Source organism: Pseudomonas sp. FP1740, assembly GCF_030687165.1.
Taxonomy (GTDB): domain Bacteria; phylum Pseudomonadota; class Gammaproteobacteria; order Pseudomonadales; family Pseudomonadaceae; genus Aquipseudomonas.
The window spans coordinates 258,219-281,986 of the sequence record NZ_CP117461.1; the positions used below are offsets into that span (position 1 = coordinate 258,219).

General features: G+C 60.5%; 22 protein-coding genes. 8 read left to right on the forward strand and 14 right to left on the reverse strand.

The features are described 5' to 3' along the window. Positions 1-249: 249 nt before the first annotated feature. Positions 250-1,242: a D-cysteine desulfhydrase gene (locus PSH69_RS01110; RefSeq protein WP_064615817.1), complete on the reverse strand. Its 993-nt coding sequence runs from the start codon at positions 1,240-1,242 to the stop codon at positions 250-252. 190 nt (positions 1,243-1,432) lie between these two features. Here PSH69_RS01110 and epsC point away from each other — a divergent pair, with 190 nt between their 5' ends. The 3 genes from epsC to mgrA all read left to right on the forward strand — a co-directional run bounded on the left by epsC (position 1,433) and on the right by mgrA (position 5,785). Further along, complete coding sequence (gene epsC, locus PSH69_RS01115) at positions 1,433-2,359, forward strand: serine O-acetyltransferase EpsC (protein WP_018929332.1); 927 nt, start codon at positions 1,433-1,435, stop codon at positions 2,357-2,359. Between the two features lie 297 nt (positions 2,360-2,656). Beyond that, entirely contained in the window at positions 2,657-4,612 is a 1,956-nt protein-coding gene (betT, locus tag PSH69_RS01120; protein WP_305412767.1) for a choline transporter BetT, read from the forward strand. A 135-nt stretch (positions 4,613-4,747) separates the two neighbouring features. After that, the gene (mgrA, locus tag PSH69_RS01125; RefSeq protein WP_305410785.1) at positions 4,748-5,785 is read left to right on the forward strand and encodes an L-glyceraldehyde 3-phosphate reductase; all 1,038 of its coding nucleotides are present in this window, start codon (positions 4,748-4,750) and stop codon (positions 5,783-5,785) included. 123 nt (positions 5,786-5,908) lie between these two features. Here mgrA and tauD read toward each other — a convergent pair whose 3' ends face one another. The 7 genes from tauD to PSH69_RS01160 form a co-directional block, all read right to left on the reverse strand. After that, positions 5,909-6,751: a taurine dioxygenase gene (gene tauD, locus PSH69_RS01130; RefSeq protein ID WP_305410786.1), complete on the reverse strand. Its 843-nt coding sequence runs from the start codon at positions 6,749-6,751 to the stop codon at positions 5,909-5,911. 39 nt (positions 6,752-6,790) lie between these two features. Continuing rightward, positions 6,791-7,624: a taurine ABC transporter permease TauC gene (tauC, locus tag PSH69_RS01135; protein WP_305410787.1), complete on the reverse strand. Its 834-nt coding sequence runs from the start codon at positions 7,622-7,624 to the stop codon at positions 6,791-6,793. After that, the gene (gene tauB, locus PSH69_RS01140; RefSeq protein ID WP_305410788.1) at positions 7,621-8,415 is read right to left on the reverse strand and encodes a taurine ABC transporter ATP-binding subunit; all 795 of its coding nucleotides are present in this window, start codon (positions 8,413-8,415) and stop codon (positions 7,621-7,623) included. The genes tauC and tauB overlap by 4 nt, the downstream gene beginning before the upstream one ends. 16 nt (positions 8,416-8,431) lie before the next feature. After that, positions 8,432-9,409 (reverse strand): taurine ABC transporter substrate-binding protein, encoded by a 978-nt coding sequence (gene tauA / locus PSH69_RS01145; protein WP_305410789.1) that lies wholly within the window; start codon positions 9,407-9,409, stop codon positions 8,432-8,434. A gap of 337 nt (positions 9,410-9,746) precedes the next feature. Continuing rightward, complete coding sequence (gshA, locus tag PSH69_RS01150; protein ID WP_305410790.1) at positions 9,747-11,330, reverse strand: glutamate--cysteine ligase; 1,584 nt, start codon at positions 11,328-11,330, stop codon at positions 9,747-9,749. Positions 11,331-11,556: 226 nt separating this feature from the next. Then, a complete protein-coding gene (locus PSH69_RS01155; RefSeq protein WP_018929320.1) occupies positions 11,557-11,940 on the reverse strand; it encodes a PaaI family thioesterase in 384 nt (127 codons plus the stop codon). Beyond that, the gene (locus tag PSH69_RS01160) at positions 11,940-14,264 is read right to left on the reverse strand and encodes a Tex family protein (RefSeq protein WP_018929319.1); all 2,325 of its coding nucleotides are present in this window, start codon (positions 14,262-14,264) and stop codon (positions 11,940-11,942) included. Before PSH69_RS01160 ends, PSH69_RS01155 begins: the two co-directional genes overlap by 1 nt. A gap of 361 nt (positions 14,265-14,625) precedes the next feature. Here PSH69_RS01160 and ompR point away from each other — a divergent pair, with 361 nt between their 5' ends. Then, positions 14,626-15,366, forward strand: coding sequence for a two-component system response regulator OmpR (ompR, locus tag PSH69_RS01165; protein ID WP_007939544.1), 741 nt, complete (start codon positions 14,626-14,628; stop codon positions 15,364-15,366). Between the two features lie 115 nt (positions 15,367-15,481). Beyond that, positions 15,482-16,795, forward strand: coding sequence for an ATP-binding protein (locus tag PSH69_RS01170; protein WP_007939543.1), 1,314 nt, complete (start codon positions 15,482-15,484; stop codon positions 16,793-16,795). A gap of 181 nt (positions 16,796-16,976) precedes the next feature. Here the strand turns inward: PSH69_RS01170 and rimK are convergent, their stop codons facing one another. Together rimK and PSH69_RS01180 are read right to left on the reverse strand one after the other, a co-directional pair. Next, on the reverse strand, positions 16,977-17,882 hold the full coding sequence (rimK, locus tag PSH69_RS01175) for a 30S ribosomal protein S6--L-glutamate ligase (protein ID WP_007903081.1): 906 nt from the start codon (positions 17,880-17,882) through the stop codon (positions 16,977-16,979). Continuing rightward, complete coding sequence (locus tag PSH69_RS01180; protein WP_230138903.1) at positions 17,879-18,298, reverse strand: ATP-dependent zinc protease; 420 nt, start codon at positions 18,296-18,298, stop codon at positions 17,879-17,881. The genes rimK and PSH69_RS01180 overlap by 4 nt, the downstream gene beginning before the upstream one ends. Positions 18,299-18,571: 273 nt before the next feature. Here PSH69_RS01180 and PSH69_RS01185 point away from each other — a divergent pair, with 273 nt between their 5' ends. The 3 genes from PSH69_RS01185 to PSH69_RS01195 all read left to right on the forward strand — a co-directional run bounded on the left by PSH69_RS01185 (position 18,572) and on the right by PSH69_RS01195 (position 21,844). Then, the gene (locus PSH69_RS01185) at positions 18,572-18,979 is read left to right on the forward strand and encodes an RNA-binding S4 domain-containing protein (protein ID WP_064615830.1); all 408 of its coding nucleotides are present in this window, start codon (positions 18,572-18,574) and stop codon (positions 18,977-18,979) included. Positions 18,980-19,220: 241 nt separating this feature from the next. Next, on the forward strand, positions 19,221-20,123 hold the full coding sequence (gene hslO / locus PSH69_RS01190; protein ID WP_018929315.1) for an Hsp33 family molecular chaperone HslO: 903 nt from the start codon (positions 19,221-19,223) through the stop codon (positions 20,121-20,123). A gap of 179 nt (positions 20,124-20,302) precedes the next feature. Next, positions 20,303-21,844: a phosphoenolpyruvate carboxykinase gene (locus tag PSH69_RS01195; RefSeq protein ID WP_019581745.1), complete on the forward strand. Its 1,542-nt coding sequence runs from the start codon at positions 20,303-20,305 to the stop codon at positions 21,842-21,844. 138 nt (positions 21,845-21,982) lie between these two features. On the opposite strand, the gene PSH69_RS01200 is transcribed toward PSH69_RS01195, so the two are convergent. From PSH69_RS01200 to PSH69_RS01215, 4 genes are all read right to left on the reverse strand, one after another. Next, a complete protein-coding gene (locus tag PSH69_RS01200) occupies positions 21,983-22,345 on the reverse strand; it encodes a DUF1493 family protein (RefSeq protein WP_305410792.1) in 363 nt (120 codons plus the stop codon). Positions 22,346-22,505: 160 nt separating this feature from the next. Then, positions 22,506-22,805 carry a hypothetical protein gene (locus PSH69_RS01205; RefSeq protein ID WP_111453971.1) on the reverse strand — a complete coding sequence of 100 codons (300 nt, stop codon included), beginning with the start codon at positions 22,803-22,805 and terminating at the stop codon, positions 22,506-22,508. Positions 22,806-23,139: 334 nt separating this feature from the next. Then, entirely contained in the window at positions 23,140-23,295 is a 156-nt protein-coding gene (locus PSH69_RS01210) for a hypothetical protein (protein ID WP_168206150.1), read from the reverse strand. A 93-nt stretch (positions 23,296-23,388) separates the two neighbouring features. After that, positions 23,389-23,682: a hypothetical protein gene (locus PSH69_RS01215; RefSeq protein ID WP_305410793.1), complete on the reverse strand. Its 294-nt coding sequence runs from the start codon at positions 23,680-23,682 to the stop codon at positions 23,389-23,391. Between the last annotated feature and the right edge of the window lie 86 nt (positions 23,683-23,768).

Sequence of the window (23,768 nt, forward strand, 5' to 3'; positions counted from 1 at the left end):
CTTATGCGTCTTGCTGCAAATTCGCCTGCGGCGCGACTATATGACGGGATTTTTAGATTGGAAAATAATAAATATTAAGTTTGTTATTCTTTAAATGAATATTTGAGGAATGCATTCCTGTGGCGAGGGGGCTTGCCCCCGTTCGGCTGCGAAGCAGTCGTAATGTCTGCTGACTCGATATGACTGCCGGACACAAGGGGCCGCTGCGCGACCCAACGGGGGCAAGCCCCCTCGCCACAGGACTATCGGCTATAAAAAGTCTTTGTAGGCAAACAACGCCGGCGCTCCACCGGTGTGCAGGAAGATGATCGGGCCCGCATCGAAGCGCTGGCGCCCGATGCCGTCGAGCAAGCCGGCCATGGCCTTGCCGGTATACACCGGGTCCAGCAACAACCCTTCCTGGCTCGCCAACAGCTTCACCGCCGACAGCGTCCCGGCATTCGGCTCGCCATAACGCGGGCCGAAATATTCGTCCCACAGTTCGACTTTGAAACTCGCCGGCAGGCCCACGCCCAACAGCTCGGCAGTGCGTTCGGCGAGGCCCTGGACTTTTGGTCGTTGAGCTTCATCGCTACGGGAAACGGTCACGCCGATGACTGGCAAATCCGGCAGTACTTCGCTCAATGCCAGCGCCAGCCCGCTATGGGTGCCGGCACTGCCGGAAGCCAGGACTACGGCGGCGAATTGCAGCCCGGTGTCCTTGATCTGCTCGGCCAGTTCCAGACCCGCACGGACATAACCCAAAGCGCCCACTGCATTGGAGCCACCAATCGGCACCAGATAAGGCTTCTTGCCGTTGCTGCGCAGGCGTGCGGCCAGCGCTTGCAATTGCTCGTCAGCGTTGTCGAGATTTTCCACCAGCTCGACCTTGGCATCGAACAGGTCCAGCAATAGCCGATTGCCGTTGCCGAGGTAGTTGCTGTCGTCGGTGCCGAGTGGATTTTCCAGCAGCGCCACGCAGCCCAGGCCAAGCTTGGCCGCAATGGCGGCGGTTTGGCGCACGTGGTTGGACTGGATCGCGCCAGCGGTGATCAGCGTATCGGCGCCTTGGGCCAGGGCGTCGGCGGCGAGGTATTCGAGTTTGCGCAGCTTGTTGCCGCCCAGTGCCAATGGCGTCAGGTCATCGCGTTTGACGTACACATCGCGGCCGAGCCAGGTCGACAGGCGTTCGAGTTTTTCCAGGGGGGTAGGGTGACCGAGCAGGTCGAGGCGGTTAAAACGGGCAAGCTGTTGTTTGATCATAGGTCCGTACTGGCGGAGGAAGATGTCTGGACTATAGGCACGGGTATTTAGTGGGGCAACTGCCAATCGCTTATAGCCAAAAGTATTGATAACAGCACTATTGGTTCTTAATTCGGCTGCAAGTCGTTGCCGTAAAGTAATCGCCGTCAGCGCGGCCAGACAGTCCGGCCGCCCGTGAGGAGTTTTTACCGTGAGCGAGCGTTCCAGCCATTGGCAATTGCAGACCATCGTCAGCCAACTGCGTACGGCGCGCGACCAATGGCGCGCACAAAACGGCCGCGCCAGTACCGAGCAGGGCGGTCGCGAGTTGCCGTCCCGAGCGGCCATGGCGGACATTCTCGAAGCCTTGTGCGGTGCGTTGTTTCCGATGCGTCTGGGGCCGGTGGATTTGCGCGAGGAGAGTGAGGACTTCTACGTCGGCCACACACTCGACGTGGCGTTGAATGCATTGCTGGCTCAGGCGCGGCTCGAATTGCGTTACGTCGCCCGTCACAGTGCCGGGGTCGATTCTGAGGTCGAAGCCAAGGCCATCCGGATCATTCAGGACTTCGCCCTCGCTCTGCCGGAATTGCGCAGCCTGTTGGACACCGACGTGCTGGCGGCCTATCACGGCGATCCGGCGGCTCGCAGTGTCGATGAGGTGTTGCTGTGCTACCCGGGAATCCTGGCGGTGATTCACCATCGTTTGGCCCACCATTTGTACCGCGCCGGGTTGCCGTTGCTGGCGCGGATCAGCGCGGAAATCGCCCACTCGGCCACCGGTATCGACATCCACCCTGGCGCGCAGATCGGTCGCAGTTTCTTCATCGACCACGGCACGGGTGTGGTGATCGGCGAGACCGCGATCATTGGCGAGCGGGTGCGGATTTATCAGGCCGTGACGTTGGGCGCCAAGCGCTTCCCGGCGGACGAAGACGGCCAGTTGCAGAAAGGCCATCCGCGGCATCCGATCGTCGAGGACGACGTGGTGATCTATGCCGGCGCGACGATTCTGGGACGGATCACCATCGGCAAGGGCTCGACGATCGGCGGCAACGTCTGGCTGACCCGCAGCGTGCCGGCCGGGTGCAACCTGACCCAGGCGAATCTGCAGCATGATGACGGGACGCAAAAGTAAGTAAGTCCCTCACCTGATCATTCCCACGCTCCGCGTGGGAACGATCATCCTCCAAACCCCGCGTCATACCCCTTCCTTGAGCCAGCGCAGGAAAGCTACCGCCAAGCCCTGCGATTAGTCCTTAGCACCCTATTCATGTTTAACTTGAACGCTCATTCAAGTTAAACCGGTGGTTCGCCGCCCGCTCACAACAGGAGGCTTGCCTTTGCTGAGTCCGATTTTTACAGCCACGTTTCCTCTCCTTGAGGTGCACCATTCATGAGTGCATCGTCCATCCCCGCAAGCGGCCAGGTCCGCATGAATCCGCCGGTGTTTTATTTCGCGGCAACTTTCATTTTGCTGTTCGCCGTCGTGGTCATGGCGATCCCCGAACAGGCCGGTGCCTGGCTGTTGCAAGCGCAAAACTGGGCGGCCAACACGGTCGGCTGGTACTACATGCTCGCGATGACGCTGTATCTGGTCTTCGTGGTGGTCACCGCCTTGTCCGGCTACGGCAAGATCAAGCTCGGTGCCGACCACGACGAGCCCGAATTCAGTTACTTGTCCTGGGCCGGCATGCTGTTCGCCGCCGGGATCAGCATCACGCTGTTTTTCTTTTGCGTGTCCGAACCGCTGACACACCTGGCGCAACCGCCGCAAGGTGAGGCTGGCACGGCGGAGGCGGCGCGTCAGGCGATGCAGATTCTGTTTCTGCACTGGGGCCTGCACGGCTGGGGCGTGTTCGCTTTCGTCGGCATGGCGCTGGCCTACTTCGCCTACCGTCACAACCTGCCGCTGGCTCTGCGTTCGGCGCTGTACCCGCTGATCGGCAAGCGCATCAACGGCCCCATCGGTTACGCGGTGGACGGCTTCGGCATCATCGCCACGGTGTTCGGCCTCGGCGCCGACATGGGCTTCGGCGTATTGCACCTCAACTCCGGTCTGGACTACCTGTTCGGCATCGCCCACACCCAGTGGATTCAGGTCGGCCTGATCACGCTGATGATGGGCGCGGCGATCATCGTCGCGGTGTCTGGCGTCGATAAAGGCGTGCGGGTGATGTCCGACATCAACATGCTGCTGGCCTGTGCGCTGCTGCTGTTCGTATTGTTCGCCGGCCCTACCCAACACTTGCTCAACACGCTGATCCAGAACCTCGGTGATTACCTCGGCGCGTTGCCGATGAAGAGTTTTGACCTCTACGCCTACGACAAACCGAGCGACTGGCTGGGCGGCTGGACGGTGTTCTACTGGGCCTGGTGGATTGCATGGTCGCCGTTCGTGGGCCTGTTCATTGCGCGGATTTCCCGTGGCCGGACCATCCGCGAATTCGTCTTCGGTGTGCTGCTGATCCCGCTCGGTTTCACCCTGGCGTGGATGTCGATCTTCGGCAACAGCGCCATCGATCAGGTGCTCAACCACGGCATGAGCGCGCTCGGCCTGTCGGCCATCGACAACCCGTCGATGACGTTGTACCTGCTGCTGGAAACCTACCCGTGGAGCAAAACCGTGATCGCGGTCACGGTGTTCATCAGCTTCGTGTTCTTCGTCACCTCCGCCGACTCCGGCACCGTGGTGTTGTCGACCTTGTCCGCCAAGGGTGGCAATCCCGATGAGGACGGGCCGAAATGGCTGCGAGTATTCTGGGGCGCGATGACGGCGCTGGTGACCAGCGCACTGCTGTTCTCCGGCAGCATCGACGCATTGAAGTCGGCGGTGGTGCTGACGTCGTTACCGTTCTCGATGATTTTGCTGCTGATGATGTGGGGCCTGCACAAGGCGTTTTATCTGGAGTCGCAGAAGCAGATCGCGCAACTGCATTCCCTGGCGCCGGTGTCCGGTTCGCGACGCGGTGGATGGCGTCAGCGCTTGAGTCAGGCGGTGCATTTTCCGTCTCGGGATGAGGTCTATCGCTTCCTAGATACAACGGTGCGCCCGGCCATTGAGGAAGTGACCGCCGTGTTCGTCGAGAAGGGATTGCATGTGGTCACTCAGCCCGATCCGGCCAACGACAACGTCAGCCTGGAAATCGGTCACGGCGAATTGCATCCGTTTATTTATCAGGTGCAGATGCGCGGGTACTTCACGCCGTCCTTCGCCCGTGGCGGCATGGGCTCCAAGCAACTCAACAACCGTCGCTACCACCGCGCCGAAGTGCATTTGCGCGAGGGCAGTCAGGATTACGATCTGGTGGGTTACACCAAGGAACAGGTGATCAACGACATCCTCGACCAGTACGAACGGCACATGCAGTTTTTGCATTTGGTGCGTTGATCGACCGATGGGCAGGGTTTTTGAAACGTTTCAGCATTTTCTCGAGTCCGAGGTTTATCGCCGCTTGTCCGGGCGTATGCTGGGCGACTGGCGAAGCAGTCGATACCAGATTCAAGACAGACAAGAGAGGATTCGATGACCTACACCGCTGCCGAAAACCGCTACGACTCCATCCCTTACCGCCGCGTAGGCCGCAGCGGGCTGGTGCTGCCGGCACTGTCCCTGGGGCTGTGGCACAACTTCGGCGACAGCACGCCGATCGACACCCAACGCGCTCTGCTGCGCACGGCGTTCGACTCAGGGATCAACCACTTCGACCTGGCCAACAATTACGGCCCGCCCTATGGCAGCGCCGAGATCAACTTCGGTCGTTTGCTGCGCGAAGACTTCAAGCAGTACCGCGATGAGCTGATCATCTCCAGCAAGGCCGGTTGGGACATGTGGCCCGGCCCTTACGGCCAGGGCGGCGGGTCGCGCAAGTATGTGCTGGCCAGTCTCGACCAGAGCCTGCAACGCCTGGGCCTCGATTACGTGGACATCTTCTATTCCCACCGTTTTGACCCGGACACCCCGCTGGAAGAAACTGCCAGCGCACTGGCCACGGCCGTGCAACAGGGCAAGGCCTTGTACATTGGCATCTCGTCTTACTCCGGGGTGAAAACCCGGGAAATGGCCGCGTTGCTCAAGGAGTGGAAAGTTCCGCTGCTGATCCACCAGCCGGCCTACAACCTGCTCAATCGCTGGGTGGAAAAGGACCTGCTGGATGTCACCGACGAACTCGGTACCGGCGTGATTGCCTTCACGCCGTTGGCGCAGGGCCTGTTGACCGACAAATACCTCAATGGCATTCCGAAGGATGCGCGGGTCAATCGCCCGGGCGGTGATTCATTGCAGTCCTCTCACCTGTCCGAAGCCAACATCGCCCAAGTGCGGGCGCTCAATGAGATCGCCAAGCGTCGTGGTCAGAGCCTGGCGCAACTGGCGTTGGCCTGGACCCTGCGCGATCCACGGGTGACCTCGGCGCTGATCGGCGCGAGCCGGCCGGAGCAGATCATCGAGAACGTCGGGGCGCTGAAGAACCTGAGTTTTAGCGTGGAAGAACTGGCGGAGATTGATCGATTTGCCCAGGAGGGCGGGATCAATCTGTGGGAGAAGCCTTCGATGGCTGAGTAACCCCTTACTGAGCATTCCCACGCTCCGCGTGGGAATGCTGCCCGGGACGCTCCGCGTCCCATCCAAAGCCGAACGCAGAGCGTCCGTTGAGGCATTCCCACGCAGAGCGTAGGAACGATCGGCTCAGCGGAAAAACGGCACATCCCCCAACACCGTCGCCCGCTGCATCACCCGCCGTGCCGGGCGGTAATCATCCACCGCGTAATGCTGGGTCACGCGGTTGTCCCAAAACGCGATGTCGTCTTTCTGCCAGCGCCAGCGGATGGTGAAATCCGGCCGTGTGGTGTGGGCGAACAAAAACTTCAGGAGCGCTTCGCTCTCGGTTTCCGACAGTTCGTTGATCTTCGATGTGAAGCCCTCGTTGACGAATAACGACCGGCGCCCGCTCACCGGGTGCGTGCGAATCACCGGGTGTGACAGCGGCGGGTTCTTGCGCCGGGCTTCCTCCCACTGGGCCAACGCCTCCGGCGTGTTGCCATAGCGCTCCAGTGGAAACGAACGGGTGAAATCGTGAGTGGCGGTCAGCCCTTCGAGCAAGGTTTTCATCGGCGCGGACAACGCTTCATACGCCGCAATGCCGCTGGCCCACAGGGTGTCGCCGCCAAACTCCGGCAGCAACTTGGCGCTGAGTACCGCGCCCATCGCCGGGGTCGGCAGGAACGTCACATCGGTGTGCCAGATCGCGTTGTCCCGCACGTCGGTGACGGCGGTGTCGAGGATCAGTACTTCCGGTTGTTCCGGCACGTTCGGATAGATCGGATGAATATGCAGGTCGCCGAAATAGGCGGCGAATCGCGCCTGTTGCTGTGGCTCGATCGGCTGGTTACGGAAGAACAGCACCTGATACTTGAGCAGCGCCTGCTCGATGGCGGCGCGTTGTTCCACGTTCAGCGGCTGGCTGATGTCGACGCCGCTGATTTGCGCGCCGAGGGCGCAGCTTAAAGGGACGATAGTCAGGTGGCTCATGGTGGTTCTCTTCAATCCGGGGTGTCGACACATGAATATTCAGTGAGCCTGGCCATGCCACGGCACCAGTTTGCGCTGCAGGGCGCGCAGGCCCATTTCCATGGCGAAGGCGATCAGCGCAATCACAAGAATCCCCAGCACCACCACATCGGTGACCAGGAACTGCGCCGCCGACTGCACCATGAAGCCCAAACCGCTGGTGGCGGCGATCAACTCGGCAGCCACCAGTGTCGACCAACCCACCCCCAAGCCAATGCGCACACCGGTCAAAATGTCCGGCAAGGCACTGGGCAGAATCACATGGCGAATCAACTGTGCCCGAGTCGCACCCAACGACTGCGCGGCGCGCAATTTCGCCGGGTCGACGGTGCGTACGCCGGTGGCGGTGGCGATGGCTATCGGGGCGAAGATCGCCAGGTAAATCAGCAAGACTTTCGACAGCTCACCAATGCCGCACCAGATCACGATCAGCGGCAAATAGGCCAGGGGCGGAATCGGGCGGTAGAACTCGATCAGCGGATCGAGAATGCCGCGAGCAATGCGGTTGTGGCCGATGGCAATGCCGACCGGCACCGCGGTCAGCACTGCGAAGCCCAGCCCCAAACCGATGCGGCTGAGGCTCGCGCCCAAGTGCTGCCACAAGGTCGAATCCATGTAGCCGCTGGTCACCAGCAGCCAGCCTTTTTGCAGCACGGCAGAGGGGGGCGGCAGGAACAGTGGTTCGATCAACCCGGTGGCGGTGACGGCCCACCAGATCGCCAACAATGCAATCAAGGTCAATACGCTGATTGCGCGTGTGCCGACGCTGCGACGCAGCACAATCACCGTCGAGCCCGGTTTCACCGTTGCGGCGGGAATCTGATAGCTGCTCATGCGCGCTCCTGCCGCTGGACGGCACTGCGTTGGGAGAACACTTTGGCGAGCACGTGTTCGCGGGTTTCGATAAAGCGCGGGTCGGACTTGATCGAGCGCGCTGACTCGCCAGCGGCGTAACGCTGACCGAAATCCAGGCTCAGGCGCTCGACGATTTGCCCGGGATTCGGCGCCAGCAGAATCAGGTCGGTGGCGAGGAACACCGCTTCTTCAATATCGTGGGTAATCAGGAACACCGGTTTGGCGGTGCGTTGCCAGACTTGCAGCAGCAGCTCCTGCATCTGTTCGCGGGTGAAGGCATCCAGGGCGCCGAAGGGTTCGTCCATCAGCAACACCCGAGGGTCGGCGGCGAGGGCGCGGGCCAGGCCGACACGTTGTTTCTGCCCGCCCGAGAGTTGCCAGATGCGGCGGTTTTCGAAACCGGAAAGGTCTACCAGCGCGAGCATTTCCCGGGCGCGCTGTTCACGTTTTTCCCGCGCGGCGCCGGCCAGTTCCAGGCCGAAGCCGACGTTGGCCAGCACGTCCTGCCAAGGCAGCAGGGCGTCGTCCTGAAACACCACGCCGCGCTCGGCGCTCGGGCCTTTGACCGGCACGCCGTCAAGGGTGATGCGCCCGGCGCTGGGCTCGACGAAACCGGCAATCAGGTTCAACAGCGAAGTCTTGCCACTGCCGGAAGGGCCGAGGGCGACCAGCAACTGCCGGGGCCCAAGGCTCAGGGAAATATCCGCCAGCACAGGTTCCGCTGCACCGGGGTACTGTGCGCTGATGCGCTCCAGCTGTAGCAAAGCCATCGCGGTTAACTCCCGATCAGTTGGTGATGTACTTGGCGCTGACGTACGGCGCGTAGTCAGGCAGCACGGCCTCGACCTTGCCCTGTTCCTTGAGGAACGCTGCAGTGTCGGTAATGGCCTTGGTGGTCGGCGCGCCGAGGGTGATCACCTGATCAGCCGCCAGCGGATACACGTTGCCTTGCAGCAGCAGCGGAATATCGCTGGCCTTGGCACCGGAGAGTTTCACCAGTTTGTCGACGTTGCTTTGGTTGGCCAGCCAGGCTTGCGGATCCTTGCGGTAGTCGGCGTAGGCATCGAGGGTCACTTTGGCGAATGCGGTGACGATCTCCGGATGCTTCTCGGCGAAGTCCTTGCGCACGATCCAGGCATCGAAGGTCGGTGCGCCGAACTTGGCCAGTTCGCCGGAAGTGATCAGCACTTTGCCGTTTTCCTTGGCCACACCGAGCGCCGGATCCCACACGTAGGTGGCGTCGATGTCACCGCGTTTCCATGCCGCGATGATGGCTGGCGGCGCGAGGTTGAGCACGGTGACTTTCGACGGGTCGATGTTCCAGTGTTTCAGCGCTGCAAGCAGGCTGTAGTGGCCGGTGGAGACGAACGGTACGGCGACTTTCTTGCCGATCAGGTCTTGAGGGGTTTTGATCCCGGCCCCGTCGCGCGCGACCAAGGCTTCGGCGGCGCCGATCTGGGTGGCAATGAGGAAGGTTTCCACCGGGACTTTACGGGTGATTGCCGCCGTCAGAGGGCTGGAGCCGAGGTAGCCGATCTGCACATCGCCGGAAGCGATGGCGGCGATGATGTCGGCGCCGCTATCGAATTTGCGCCAGTCGATATTGGCTTTGGTGGCTTTTTCGTAGGCGCCGTCGGCCTGGGCGACTTTGGCCGGGTCGACGGTGGTCTGGTAGGCGACGGTCACATCTGCCGCCTGAGCCAGGAAACTCGCCGCAGCCAGCGACGCGGCCACCAGGAGGCGAAGGGGGGAAGTCAGTTTCATTGGGAAGCTCCTTTTCAGACGACCGGGAGTTGGCGTGAAAAAGAGACTAAATGATATAAGAAGCTTAAAATAAATAACTTTTTAGAATTAGCATATGAGCGGAAAATTCTAAGGGAGACTGTTGTGGCGAGGGGGCTTTCGATCGTTCCCACGCTCTGAGTGGGAATGCAGCCGGTGACGCTCCGCGTCACCTGGACGCGGAGCGTCCCTTGAGGCATTACCACGCAGAGCGTGGGAACGATCATTTATCCGAAATATTGCGCGTATCGTTTTTGGGACTGCTGCGCAGTCCAACGGGGGCAAGCCCCCTCGCCACAGGGGGACTTGCTCTGGCAGTTTAGTTGCTGATCGCCAGAATGCTCGCCTGATACGCCCCGACAAACACATCGAAATCGCCGACTTCGTTCTGTTCCAGTTCCGCCTGCTGAGCCAGCGATGAACGTGCCAACGCTTCAAATTTAGCCTGTTCTTCGTGGGGAAGCGGCTCGCTGCGGAAAAACTCCGCATGCACCTGGCTCTGGCGCAAGGAGAATTGGGCGAAGCTTTCCTTGTGCTCGGCCATCGCCGCCAGCACCTGGGCCGATGGCGTCAGGGACGAGTCCTGGACCTTGGCCATTTGGGCGTCCAGCGCCTTGCTGTGGGCATCGCCGCCATGGCTCTGATCCAGCAGCGCCGCCAATGGAGCAATCTTCTCCAGCAATTCGCCGGCCCATTCCTTCATGTCCACCGCTTGCCCGTCGCGTTGCAGTTGCAGGCCCGGACGACGACCTTCCTTGACCACACTGAGGAAGTTCGACGTTGCGTTACCGCAGCTGGTACTGGTCAACAGCGGGCTGTCGTTCAGCGCGCAGTACAGCAGGAATGCGTCGAGGAACCGTGATTCGGTGAGGTCGATGCCCATCGGCAGGAACGGGTTGATGTCCAGGCAGCGGACTTCGACGTACTGGATGCCACGGGCCACCAGCGCCTGAATCGGCCGTTCGCCGGTGTAGGTCACGCGCTTGGGGCGGATGTTGGAGTAGTACTCGTTTTCGATCTGCAGGATGTTGGTGTTGAGCTGAACCCATTCACCGTCCTTGTGCGTACCCACCTCGACGTACGCTGGATACGGCGTAGCCACCGCTTTGCGCAGGCTGTCGGTGTAGCTGGTCAGGTCGTTGTAGCACGGCGTCAGGCCGGCTTGGGCGTTGCTCTGGTAACCCAGATCGCTCATGCGCAGGCTGGTGGCGTACGGCAGGTACAAAGTGTCCGGGTCCAGCTGTTCCAGCTGATGCGAGCGACCGCGCAGGAAACCGGCGTCCAGCGCAGGGGACGCGCCGAACAGGTACATCAACAGCCAGCTGTAGCGACGGAAGTTGCGAATCAGCGCGATGTAGGCCGACGACTGATAGTCGCGGTCGGTGCCGACAAAGCCTTCGGCCTCTTTAAGCAGCGGCCAGAGCTTTTCCGGCAGGGAAAAGTTGTAGTGAATCCCGGCGATGCACTGCATCGTCTTGCCGTAACGCAGGGCCAGGCCCTTGCGATAGACGTACTTGAGCTGACCGATGTTGGAGGTGCCGTAATAGGCGATCGGGATGTCTTCCTCGGCCGGCAACGGGCACGGCATCGATGGACTCCACAGGTACTCGTCGCCGAGTTTGCTGTAGGCAAACCGGTGAATCTTGTCCAGGCTCGCCAGCGTATCCGCCGGGTCTGGCAGGGCCGGCGTGATGAACTCCAGCAGCGACTCGGAGTAGTCAGTGGTGATTTGTTCGTTGGTCAGCGCGGAACCCAATGCTTCGGGGTGCGGCGTTTGCGCCAGGCGCCCTTCGCCTGTCACGCGCAGGCATTCACGTTCGATGCCGTGAAGGCACTGTTCGAGCAGAGAGAGGTTAGCGCGCTCGCCGAGCAGAGCCAGGCGGCGGTTGAGAAGTTCGCTCAAGTTGGATTCCTTCACGCGTCAGTCGCCCCAATATGGGGGTGGGCAAGACGGTCTACAAGGGTGAAGTTGAAACTGGCGTTTTCGCCTGGTTCTTGAGCCATACAGGCCCGTATTGAAAGGCCAACTTCAATCCTTGAATCTGGCAGACACGAGCGAAGGAAACTCCCACAGAAACTCCGACGCTGTAGTCACAGCGCCGAAATTAACTCAAATTGATGATTGGGGGCTACAGGACAGCGAACGTGCCTTGTGCTTTTGCGACCAGTTTGTCGCCTTGCATCACATCGGCCTCGACGACAAGCGTGCGACGACCCGGGTGGATCACCCTGGCCGTGCACATCACTTCACCGTCGGCGACGGCGCGGATGTAGTTGATCTTGCACTCGATGGTCGCGCTTTGCTGGTCAAAGCCGTGGGTGCTGGAGCAGGCCAGCCCCATGGCAATGTCCACCAGACTGAACAAGGCCCCGCCGTGCAGCTTGCCGCCGCGATTGCGCAACTGTGGCTCCAGCGCCAGGGCGACTTGCGCCACCCCGGTGTCCAGGCTGTGCAAGCGACACCCCAGCAGCTTGAAAAATGCGCTTTCGGTCAAGCCGGCCGGGATCTCCATCAACGTTTCTTCAACTGCTTGGCGTTGGCGAACAGCGACGCCATGGCGTTGTTAGTCGGGGCCGCTGCCGGGGTTTCCTTGCGCGGCGCGGTGTTCTGGGACTGGCGCGGAGCCGACCCCGGACGTGCACCACGGGCACCGTCGATCTTCTCGCCCGGGGTGTCGCTCATGCGCATCGACAGGCCGACGCGTTTGCGCGGGATATCGACTTCCATGACCTTCACCTTGACCACATCACCGGCCTTCACCGCTTCGCGTGGATCCTTGATGAACTTCTCCGACAGCGCGGAAATGTGCACCAGACCGTCCTGATGCACGCCGATGTCGACGAAGGCACCGAAGTTGGTCACGTTGGTGACCACGCCTTCGAGGATCATGCCCAGTTGCAGGTCCTTGAGGTCTTCGACGCCGTCCTGGAACTCGGCGGTCTTGAACTCGGGACGCGGGTCGCGGCCAGGTTTTTCCAGCTCTTGCAGAATGTCGGTGACCGTCGGCAGGCCGAACGTTTCGTCGGTGTACTTCTTCGGATCCAGGCGCTTGAGGAACGCGGCGTCGCCGATCAGCGAGCGAATGTCGCGGTCGGTTTCAGCGGCAATGCGCTGCACCAGCGGATAGGCTTCCGGGTGAACCGCCGACGAATCCAGCGGGTTGTCGCCATTCATTACGCGCAGGAAGCCGGCGGCCTGTTCGAAGGTTTTTTCACCCAGGCGGGCGACTTTCTTCAATGCCGCACGGGTTTTGAACGCGCCGTGTTCGTCACGGTGAGCAACAATGTTCTGCGCCAGGGTCGCGTTGAGGCCGGAGATGCGCGCCAGCAGCGCCACGGAGGCGGTATTCACGTCCACGCCCACGGCGTTCACGCAGTCTTCGACCACTGCGTCCAGGCCGCGCGCCAGTTTCAGCTGCGACACGTCGTGCTGGTATTGGCCAACGCCGATGGATTTCGGATCGATTTTCACCAGCTCGGCCAGCGGGTCCTGCAAGCGACGAGCGATGGACACCGCGCCACGGATAGACACGTCCAGGTCCGGGAATTCCTTGGAAGCCAGTTCCGAGGCCGAGTAAACCGATGCACCAGCCTCGGAGACCATGACTTTGGTCATCTTCATGGCTGGGTATTTTTTGATCAGTTCAGCGGCCAGCTTGTCGGTTTCGCGGCTGGCGGTACCGTTGCCGATGGCGATCAGGTCCACCGAATGCTTGGCGCACAGGGCGGCGAGCACGGCGAGGGTCTGGTCCCACTTGTTGTGCGGCACGTGCGGGTAAACCGTGGCGTGGTCCAGCAGCTTGCCGGTGGCGTCGACCACGGCGACCTTGCAGCCGGTGCGCAGGCCCGGATCGAGGCCCAGGGTGGCACGCGGGCCGGCCGGCGCGGCCAGCAGCAGGTCGTGCAGGTTGTGGGCGAACACGTTGATCGCTTCGGTTTCCGCGCCATCGCGCAGCTCGCCCAGCAGGTCGGTTTCCAGGTGGGTGTAGAGCTTGACCTTCCAGGTCCAGCGCACCACTTCGCCCAGCCATTTGTCGGCGGCGCGGTTCTGGTTCTGGATGCCGAATTGCTGGCCGATCATGCCTTCGCACGGGTGCATGGTGCCCGGCAGTTCGTCACCGACTTTCAGCGCGGAGCTGAGAATGCCTTCGTTGCGGCCACGGAAAATCGCCAGTGCGCGGTGGGACGGCATGCTTTTCAGCGGTTCGTCGTGTTCGAAGTAGTCGCGGAACTTGGCGCCTTCCTCTTCCTTGCCGGCGATCACGCGGGCACTGAGGGTGGCTTCCTGCTTGAGGTAATTGCGCAGCTTGTCCAGCAGACCGGCGTCTTCGGCGAAGCGCTCCATGAGGATGTACTTGGCGCCTTCGAGGGCGGCCTTCACATCGGCCACGCCTTTTTCGGCGTCGATGAAGCGCGCCGCTTCGGTTTCCGGGTTCAGGGTTGGATCGTTGAACAGGCCGTCGGCCAATTCGCCGAGGCCAGCTTCCAGGGCGATCTGGCCCTTGGTGCGGCGCTTCTGCTTGTACGGCAGGTACAAGTCTTCGAGGCGGGTCTTGGTGTCGGCGAGCTTGATGTCGCGCTCAAGTGCAGGGGTCAGCTTGCCTTGCTCCTCGATGCTGGCGAGGATGCTGATACGCCGTTCGTCGAGTTCTCGCAGGTAGCGCAGACGCTCTTCCAGATGACGCAGTTGCGTGTCATCAAGGCTGCCGGTCACTTCTTTCCGGTAACGGGCGATGAAGGGCACCGTGGAGCCTTCATCGAGTAGCGCGACGGCCGCTTCGACCTGTTGTGGGCGGACGCCGAGTTCCTCGGCGATGCGGCTGTTGATGCTGTCCATAAAACCACCTGACAAATTGTGAAAGCAGGCTCGCAGGCGCGCAAATAGGGCCTTCGCGAGTCTGGTTGAGCGGCCTGGCGAGCGCCGCTACCTGGATCAACAGGCTTGCCGTTGACCCGTGAAATCGAACAATTACTGCCAGCGCCATGAAAATAAAAAGTGGCTACCGGCAATAACGATCAGACGTTGCCTGACACAAAAGGCCGCGCATTATAACCAGCGTTCTGTCATTCGGGGGCATTGCAGGCTGTAGGCGAAAAGACTGGTTTTCTGGCGGTGAAGGAAAAATCTGCTAACAATGCACTCGGTGCGTATAACGGCAGCTACGCCATAATGCGCGCCGAGATCAAAGGAGCATCCAATGAGCAGCACTGCACAAACTGCTGAAGGCGAAAAAATTCTTATCGTTGACGACGATCCAGGGCTGAGCAGCCTGCTGGAACGCTTTTTCGTCAGCAAGGGCTACCGTGCCCGCGCCGTCCCGAACACCGAACAAATGGACCGCCTGCTGGCGCGTGAAGTGTTCAACCTGGTCGTCCTCGACCTGATGCTGCCCGGCGAAGACGGCCTGACCGCCTGCCGCCGCCTGCGTACGGCGAACAATCAGATTCCAATCATCATGCTCACCGCCAAGGGCGACGAGCTGAGCCGCATCAAGGGCCTGGAACTGGGCGCCGACGATTACCTGGCCAAGCCGTTCAACCCGGACGAGCTGATGGCCCGGGTCAAAGCGGTGCTGCGGCGCCAGGCAGCACCGGTGCCGGGTGCGCCGGGGAGCGAAGACGAAAGCGTGACCTTCGGTGACTACGAGCTGTCCCTGGCCACCCGAGAACTCAAGCGTGGCGACAAAGTGCACATGCTCACCACCGGTGAGTTCGCGGTGCTCAAGGCCCTGGTCATGAACGCCCGTCAACCGCTGACCCGCGACAAGCTGATGAACCTGGCCCGTGGCCGCGAGTGGGATGCCCTGGAGCGTTCCATCGACGTGCAGATCTCCCGTCTGCGCCGGATGATCGAGCCCGATCCGTCCAAACCGCGCTACATCCAGACCGTCTGGGGCGTGGGCTACGTGTTCGTTCCGGATGGCGCCGCCACGAAGTGATCGGTGATTTGTAGGAGCGGGTCCTGCGGGCAACGGGTCGGATGACCTTTCCCGCAGACTCGCGATCCGCAATATGCGAGCATCGCTCGCTCCTGCAAGTGTGTAGCGGTTACCCATGAAAACCCCTGTTTGGTTCCCCCAGAGCTTCTTCTCCCGCACCCTGTGGCTGGTGCTGATCGTCGTCCTGTTCTCCAAGGCGCTGACCCTGGTTTATCTGTTGATGAACGAAGACGTGCTGGTGGATCGCCAATACAGCCACGGCGTCGCCCTGACGCTGCGCGCCTATTGGGCTGCCGATGAAGAGAACCGCGCGAAGATTGCCGATGCCGCGACCCTGATCCGGGTGGTAGGGGCCGGTGTGCCGGAAGGCGAGCAGCACTGGCCGTACAGCGAGATCTACCAGCGACAGATGCAGGCCGAACTGGGTGCCGACACCGAAGTACGATTACGCATGCACTCGCCACCGGCGCTGTGGGTCCGGGCGCCCAGCCTGGGCGATGGCTGGCTGAAAGTGCCGCTGTATCCGCATCCGTTGCGCGGCCAGAAAATCTGGAACGTGCTCGGCTGGTTCCTCGCCATTGGATTGTTGTCGACCGCTTCGGCGTGGATTTTCGTCAGCCAACTCAATCAACCGTTGAAACGTCTGGTCTATGCCGCGCGGCAACTCGGTCAGGGCCGCAGCGTGCGTCTGCCGATCAGCGACACACCGAGTGAAATGACCGAGGTCTATCGCGCCTTCAATCAGATGGCCGAAGACGTCGAACAGGCGGGGCGCGAGCGCGAGCTGATGCTGGCCGGGGTGTCTCACGACCTGCGCACGCCGCTGACCCGTTTGCGGCTGTCCCTGGAACTGATGGGCGATCACAGCGACCTGACGGACGACATGATCCGCGACATCGAAGACATGGACGCGATTCTTGACCAGTTCCTGGCCTTCATTCGCGACGGTCGTGACGAGTTGGTGGAAGAAGTTGACCTGAGCGATCTGGTTCGCGAAGTTGCCGCGCCGTACAACCAGAACGAAGAAAAAGTGCACTTGCGCCTGGAGCCGATCCAGCCGTTCCCGTTGCGTCGGGTGTCGATGAAGCGGCTGCTGAACAACCTGATCGGCAATGCGCTGCATCACGCTGGCAGTGGAGTGGAAGTGGCGGCTTATGTGTCCGGGGATACCAGCGCGCCGTATGTGGTGCTGAGTGTCATGGACCGTGGCGCGGGGATTGATCCGTCGGAGCTGGAAGCGATTTTCAACCCGTTCACCCGTGGCGATCGGGCTCGGGGTGGAAAGGGGACGGGGTTGGGGCTGGCGATCGTGAAACGGATCGCCTCGATGCATGGCGGGAATGTCGAACTGCGCAACCGCTCCGGTGGTGGGCTGGAAGCACGGGTTCGGTTGCCGCTTGGGTTGATGTTGCCGCGGGATGCGGTTTAAGCGTCGTACACAACCTCTATGGCGAGGGAGCTCGCTCCCGCTCGGTTGCGCAGCGACCGTGAAATCAGGCAACCGTATTTCAATGAAAAAACACGGTTGCCGGTTTCGGGAGTCCTTCGGCCTGGAGCGCCAGCCCGGTTCAGCGGGAGCAAGCTCCCTCGCCGCAGGGACTGAGTAAGCTTTACCCTTTGCCTTTGGTCCGCGTCATATTCGGCCCGCCATTTTTCTCCAAGTGCTCAATGATGATCCCCGCCACGTTCTTCCCGGTGGTGGTTTCAATCCCTTCCAGACCCGGCGACGAGTTCACTTCCATCACCAACGGGCCGTGATTGGAACGCAGGATATCCACACCCGCCACCGCCAAACCCATGACCTTCGCTGCACGCAACGCGGTCATGCGTTCTTCCGGGGTGATCTTGATCAGGCTCGCGCTACCGCCACGATGTAGGTTGGAGCGAAATTCCCCCGGCTTGGCCTGGCGTTTCATCGCCGCGATCACCTTGTCGCCCACCACGAAACAACGGATGTCCGCGCCGCCGGCTTCCTTGATGTACTCCTGAACCATGATGTTCTGCTTCAGGCCCATGAAGGCCTCGATCACCGACTCCGCCGCCGTCGCCGTTTCACACAGCACCACGCCGATGCCCTGGGTGCCTTCCAGCACCTTGATCACCAGCGGTGCGCCGTTGACCATCTCGATCAAGTCGGGAATGTCATCCGGGGAGTGCGCAAAACCGGTGACCGGCAAACCGATCCCCCGGCGCGATAGCAATTGCAGGGAACGCAGTTTGTCTCGGGAACGGGCGATGGCCACCGATTCGTTGAGCGGAAACACCCCCATCATTTCGAACTGGCGCAGCACCGCGCAGCCATAAAACGTGACCGATGCGCCGATCCGCGGGATCACCGCATCGAAACCCTCCAGCGGTTTGCCGCGGTAGTGGATTTGCGGCTTGTGACTGGCAATGTTCATGTAGGCGCGCAGAGTGTCGATCACCACCATTTCATGGCCACGCTCTATACCGGCTTCGACCAGACGACGGGTGGAATACAGACGCGGATTCCGCGACAGCACAGCGATCTTCATGCAACACCTGTGGAGAGGGTAGATACCGGGAACACCGGCTTGTCTTGTACATATTTGATGCCCGGATTGACCACCAACTGGCCGTCGATCAGGGCTTTGGAACCGAGTAACAGGCGATAACGCATGGACTTGCGGCAGGCGAGGGTGAACTCGACCCGCCAGACCCGATCACCGAGGGCCAGGGTGGTACTGACCACATAGCGCATCTGCGCGTGGCCGTTGGAGCTTTTAATGGTTTTCATCGTCACCAGCGGTGCTTCGCAGCGCCGGTGACGCAATTGCACCACCGTGCCCAGGTGCGCGGTGAAGCGCACCCACTGTTCGCCATCGCGCTCGAACGGCTCGATGTCGGTGGCATGCAGGCTGGAGGTACTGGCGCCGGTGTCGATTTTTGCCCGAAGGCCCGCGACTCCCAAATCCGGGAGCGCCACCCACTCGCGCAGACCGACAACGGTCAAATGGTCAAATGTCTTCAAAAGTGCTCAACCGGCAAAAACCGCTCAGGCCATGTACGGCCGAATTCGCGGTATTCACGCAGAATAATGGGTAAAAGGCGACAGATATCTACGGCCCGGATTTTCATCCCTCAAACAGGGGGGAATGCCTGCATTCTAATCCACAGCGTTGTGATTCATGGCACGACAGAAACGGTAGTACAGTTCATCGATATTTCAGAATGAGGACATCCAATGGCACAAAAAAGCGAAGAGGACGACAAGGTCCGTCTCGATAAATGGTTGTGGGCCGCGCGTTTTTATAAAACACGTGCCTTGGCCAAGGCCGCGATTGAAAGCGGCAAGGTGCATTGCCGGGGCGAGCGCTGCAAGCCAGGCAAGGAGCCGAGGATCGGCGACGAGTTTCAGATTCGCACCGGCTTCGAGGAGCGCACGGTGGTGGTCCAGGCGTTGTCGATCGTGCGTCGTGGCGCGCCGGAAGCCCAGGCCCTGTATGCCGAAACCGAAGCCAGCGTTGCCAAGCGCGAAGCGGCGGCGGCCATGCGCAAGGCCGGGGCGTTGGGCGTGAGCACCGACGGCAAACCGAGCAAGAAACAGCGCCGGGATTTGTTCAAGTTTCGCGGCAGCAGCAACGACGAGTAGTGACGGCCGTCGGGCGCAGACTTGTAATCGCCTGCCTGTGCAGCCATATGGGGGATATTCGCCAACGGCGCATTTCGCAGGTGAAAGCACCGCTCGTCGAAAACCGAGGTTTGACCTTGCTTGGAACAACCCCGAATTGTTCATAAAATGCCGCTATGGCTAAGCTCACCCCCAAACGTGCTGCTACGGCGTGTTTCATTTTTTGTAACCTTTTTTGTCACCACTTCAGATACCCAGACCTATGACCGATCTACCGGATACCGACTACACCCAACGCTTCATCTTCGATGACAGCGACACCCGCGGCGAACTGGTGGCATTGGAGCGTAGCTATGCCGAAGTCCTCGCCAAACACACCTATCCGGAGCCGGTCGCGCAATTGCTGGGCGAGCTGATGGCGGCTGCAGCGTTGCTGGTAGGCACCTTGAAGTTCGATGGCTTGCTGATTCTTCAGGCCCGTTCCGAAGGCCCGGTGCCGATGCTGATGATCGAGTGCTCCAGCGAGCGCGAAATTCGCGGCCTGGCCCGCTACGACGCCGAGCAGATCGCGCCCGATGCGACGCTCGCCGACCTGATGCCCAATGGCGTGTTGGCGCTGACTGTCGACCCGACTCAAGGCCAGCGTTATCAGGGCATTGTCGATCTCGACGGTGAAACCCTGTCCGATTGCTTCACCAACTATTTCGTCATGTCGCAGCAGGTTGGCACCCGCTTCAAGCTGTACGCCGACGGCCGTCGTGCCCGTGGCCTGCTGTTGCAGCAATTGCCTGCCGACCGTCTGAAAGATGAAGAAGATCGCGCCGCCAGTTGGCAGCACATCACCGCCCTGGCCAGCACCCTGACCGCCGACGAATTGCTGAGCCTGGACAACGAAACCGTGCTCCATCGCCTGTACCACGAAGAACAAGTGCGTTTGTTCGATGTGCAGAAACTGCGCTTCCATTGCAGTTGCTCCCGGGAACGCTCGGGCAATGCGCTGGTCAGTCTGGGACTGGAAGATGCGCAGCAGCTGGTCGTCGAGCATGGCGGCAGCATCGAGGTCGATTGCCAGTTTTGCAACGAGCGCTACCTGTTCGACGCGGCCGATATCACCCAATTATTCGCCGGTGCAGGGGTTGATACGCCGTCAGATACTCGTCACTAAAACGCTTCAGCGCAGGTAAATTCACTGCTTAGCGCCGGAATAACGCCGTTCTGACGGGAGGGCCCTACACTTTTTGGGCTTTTCTGGCATAATCCGGCCCACTTTTTTCGCGGTAGTAGTGCACGACTTTCTACTACAAAACGTTTGGAGCACTCGGCCACTGGCCGACGGGGAACCTCATGACGCAAGCCAATAACGCCGTGTACACCGATCTGAGTGTTGATGATCTGGTTAAACAAGCCCTGAGTCGCGGTGAAGGCGAGCTTGCCGATACCGGCGCGCTGGTTGTTCGCACCGGTCACCGTACCGGCCGTTCGCCAGTCGATCGTTTCATCGTTGAAGAGCCGACCACCCAGGACGCTATTGCCTGGGGCCCGATCAACCGCAAGTTCCCGGCCGACAAGTTCGATGCCCTGTGGGCTCGCGTCGAGGCGTTCAACAACGCGCAAGAGCATTTCGTTTCCCACGTACACGTAGGTTCGGCTGAAGAGCACTACCTGGCCGTGAAAATGACTACCCAGACTGCCTGGCAGAACCTGTTCGGTCGTTGCCTGTTCATCAACCCGGCCCAGTACAACCCGGCCGGTCGTGAAGAGTGGCAAGTTCTGAACGTCGCCAACTTCGAGTGCGTGCCAGAGCGTGACGGCACCAACTCCGACGGTTGCGTGATCATCAACTTCGCGCAGAAAAAAGTGCTGCTCGCCGGCATGCGCTACGCCGGTGAAATGAAGAAAGCCATGTTCTCGGTGCAGAACTTCCTGCTGCCGGCCGCCGACGTGCTGCCAATGCACTGCGCCGCCAACATCGGCGAAGCGGGCGACGTGACCCTGTTCTTCGGTCTGTCCGGCACCGGCAAGACCACCCTGTCCGCCGACGAAAGCCGTTACCTGATCGGTGACGACGAACACGGCTGGGGCGAAGGCGTGGTGTTCAACATCGAAGGCGGTTGCTATGCCAAGTGCATCGACCTGTCCGAGAAGAACGAGCCGGTCATCTGGAAAGCCATCAAACACGGCGCAGTCCTGGAAAACGTTGTTATCGACGACGCCAAGCACGCCGACTACACCGATGTCAGCCTGACCCAGAACAGCCGCGCCGCCTACCCGCTGGAGCACGTAGCCAAGCGTTCCGAGAAGAACCTCGGTGGCGAGCCAAACGCGGTGATCTTCCTGACCTGCGACCTGACCGGCGTGCTGCCGCCAGTGTCGATCCTCAATGAAGAACAAGCGGCCTACCACTTCCTGTCCGGCTACACCGCACTGGTGGGCTCGACCGAAATGGGTTCCGGCAGCGGCATCAAGTCGACCTTCTCCACCTGCTTCGGCGCACCGTTCTTCCCGCGTCCGGCTGGCGAATACGCAGAACTGCTGATCAAACGCATCCGCGGCTTCGGCTCCAAGGTCTACCTGGTCAACACCGGCTGGACCGGCGGCGGCTACGGCGTCGGCAAACGCTTCAACATCCCGACCACCCGCGGCGTGATCGCAGCGATCCAGAGCGGCGCGTTGATCGGTGCCGAGACTGAGCACCTGGACACCATCAACCTTGACGTGCCATTGGCTGTGCCGGGCGTTGAGACTGGCCTGTTGAACCCACGTAACACCTGGGCTGACAAGGCTGCTTACGATGAAGCTGCTAAAGCACTGGCCGGGTTGTTTGTTGAGAACTTCAAGAAGTTCGACGTGAGCGACGCGATCAAGGCTGCTGGGCCGAAGTTGTAAGAGTTGGTCTGATGCAATGAGAAAGCCGCCCTTTGGGGCGGCTTTTTTGTGGGCGCTGATTCATTTTCCTTGAAGCAAAACTGGCAATATTCCCGCAGTAAACACGCTAAACAGCCAGAATAATTCCACTTCTGTTGATCAGATCCCCTCGACCCCTTCCACTTCCTGCGTATCCCACCGTTGTTTCTTGACTGCTTTGTAGAGCATCCCAATAGTCAGCGGCACTTTGTCGCCACGACCCTTCGCCCGGCGCTTGAGAAACACATCAAACCCTTCCGGTTGAAAATACCGATATGCGTCGTAGTCGACGAAATCGATGGCGAACTGTTCCTCCAGCGCTTCCATCAGCTGCCGCGCATCAGCGCCATCGCAACCCAGGTCAAAGTTGATCGAGGTGGTGAGACTGATGGTTTTGCGTTCGGGCAGGCCGAGTTCTTCGTGCAGCAACTGCATGAGCAGGTGCATGGCGTGGTCGTAGGGGAAGTTGGGGACGAGGATCATTACGGGGCATCCGGTTGGGCTTTGGAGGATCTTATTGGGCGTCGGATTCGTGGGGAAGGGCGCAAGCCCGATGGCAGCGGTTAAAACGTAAAGGATGTCTCCGGTTACTACCCAGGCAAGCCAGCTCCCACAGGGGCGCGGCTTGCCTGTTAGCGCGTGGTCAGGCTGGCGCTTTCCAGCCCATCATGCGTTGTTGGGCGACTTTCAGTAGGTCGCAGCCATCCTGGGTCAGCAAGAAGAGCGCGTGAGTGATGTGGGGGATGTCTTCGACATCAGCGTGTTTGAAGCAAACGCAGTGCAGGGTTTTGAGGAGATCACTGGAGGCTCGGATGCGCTGGAGGGCGGCTTCGAGGATGTCTTGCGGGTTGGCCTCTGTGTCGATGATCAGGGGCGGGGTGTCGGTGAGGTTGGATTGGAGTGAAAGGTAACGATCGCTGGAGAGCGGATTCCATGTCTTCATTGGTTTTAGCCTCAAATGCATCAGGAAGAACCGCCGTCACCGTGACCAAGCGATGGGAGGCGGACTGTGTTCGGGTTGGTCAACCGATGAGGCTCACATCCCGGCACGCCCGAGGGCGTCCCAAACACAGCCACCATATAGCGTGCAGGCACTTGAAGTGCCGGCAGCATACAACGGACGCGTAGATATGAGCCATTCGGGTGACCAAGCCCGAGTCGCTGATTTGGCAGCGACAGTCACGACTATAGGTTTGAGCCGCCGGGCAGCGATAGGCGACAAGGTGTCTTCGGTTGTAGGACCGGGACGAAGCGTTGATAGGGCGTTGCCTACGGACTTATCTCTTTTGCAGTTTGTCTCGTTTGATTGCCATCAGGTGTTTGACTTCTTCATCTGAAATGCTGGGGCGAGGGGCGTCGAGGCTGGTTTGTACTTGTGCTTTGAACCATGCGTCGTAGGCCGCTTTGTCGAGTCGTTGTTGAGTGTCGGGCATTTTGTTTTCGTCAGGTACACCGCGTTATCGATCATCGCGGGCAAGCCCGGCTCCCACAGGGATCTTCATTTAAGTTTGAATTTGATTCAGCCATCAGACTGCCGTGGTTTTCGGCAGGCACTGCCGGGCGATTTCGAGTAGTTCGTTGCCATCCTGGGTCAGCAGGTACAACGCGTTGACGATATTGGGTATGTCTTTCGCGTCGGCCTGTTTGAAGCACAGGCAATAGAGTGTTTCGAGCAGGTCGCCAGCGGCGCGGATGCGTTGTCGGGCGGCATCGAGGATTTCGTGGGGATCGGCCTCGGTGTCGATGACCAACACGGGGGTATTGCTGTAGCTGGTTTTGAGCGGGCGATAGCGGTCTGTTAACGAGTGGCGCGTGTTCATCGAAGTCAGTCCTGTGGGAAGTCGGGCAGTCTCGCCGGCGGGCCGACACAGTGTTTTCAGCCGCGTCGAAAACTATAGAGGGCCGC

Excerpts from the sequence above, each read along its gene's own strand:
- PSH69_RS01110 (WP_064615817.1), bottom strand. The coding sequence starts at position 1,242 with ATGATCAAACAACAGCTTGCCCGTTTTAACCGCCTCGACCTGCTCGGT.
- betT (WP_305412767.1), top strand. The coding sequence starts at position 2,657 with ATGAATCCGCCGGTGTTTTATTTCGCGGCAACTTTCATTTTGCTGTTC.
- mgrA (WP_305410785.1), top strand. The coding sequence starts at position 4,748 with ATGACCTACACCGCTGCCGAAAACCGCTACGACTCCATCCCTTACCGC.
- tauD (WP_305410786.1), bottom strand. The coding sequence starts at position 6,751 with ATGAGCCACCTGACTATCGTCCCTTTAAGCTGCGCCCTCGGCGCGCAA.
- tauC (WP_305410787.1), bottom strand. The coding sequence starts at position 7,624 with ATGAGCAGCTATCAGATTCCCGCCGCAACGGTGAAACCGGGCTCGACG.
- tauB (WP_305410788.1), bottom strand. The coding sequence starts at position 8,415 with ATGGCTTTGCTACAGCTGGAGCGCATCAGCGCACAGTACCCCGGTGCA.
- tauA (WP_305410789.1), bottom strand. The coding sequence starts at position 9,409 with ATGAAACTGACTTCCCCCCTTCGCCTCCTGGTGGCCGCGTCGCTGGCT.
- PSH69_RS01155 (WP_018929320.1), bottom strand. The coding sequence starts at position 11,940 with ATGGAGATCCCGGCCGGCTTGACCGAAAGCGCATTTTTCAAGCTGCTG.
- PSH69_RS01160 (WP_018929319.1), bottom strand. The coding sequence starts at position 14,264 with ATGGACAGCATCAACAGCCGCATCGCCGAGGAACTCGGCGTCCGCCCA.
- ompR (WP_007939544.1), top strand. The coding sequence starts at position 14,626 with ATGAGCAGCACTGCACAAACTGCTGAAGGCGAAAAAATTCTTATCGTT.
- PSH69_RS01170 (WP_007939543.1), top strand. The coding sequence starts at position 15,482 with ATGAAAACCCCTGTTTGGTTCCCCCAGAGCTTCTTCTCCCGCACCCTG.
- rimK (WP_007903081.1), bottom strand. The coding sequence starts at position 17,882 with ATGAAGATCGCTGTGCTGTCGCGGAATCCGCGTCTGTATTCCACCCGT.
- PSH69_RS01185 (WP_064615830.1), top strand. The coding sequence starts at position 18,572 with ATGGCACAAAAAAGCGAAGAGGACGACAAGGTCCGTCTCGATAAATGG.
- hslO (WP_018929315.1), top strand. The coding sequence starts at position 19,221 with ATGACCGATCTACCGGATACCGACTACACCCAACGCTTCATCTTCGAT.
- PSH69_RS01195 (WP_019581745.1), top strand. The coding sequence starts at position 20,303 with ATGACGCAAGCCAATAACGCCGTGTACACCGATCTGAGTGTTGATGAT.
- PSH69_RS01200 (WP_305410792.1), bottom strand. The coding sequence starts at position 22,345 with ATGATCCTCGTCCCCAACTTCCCCTACGACCACGCCATGCACCTGCTC.
- PSH69_RS01205 (WP_111453971.1), bottom strand. The coding sequence starts at position 22,805 with ATGAAGACATGGAATCCGCTCTCCAGCGATCGTTACCTTTCACTCCAA.
- PSH69_RS01210 (WP_168206150.1), bottom strand. The coding sequence starts at position 23,295 with ATGCCCGACACTCAACAACGACTCGACAAAGCGGCCTACGACGCATGG.
- PSH69_RS01215 (WP_305410793.1), bottom strand. The coding sequence starts at position 23,682 with ATGAACACGCGCCACTCGTTAACAGACCGCTATCGCCCGCTCAAAACC.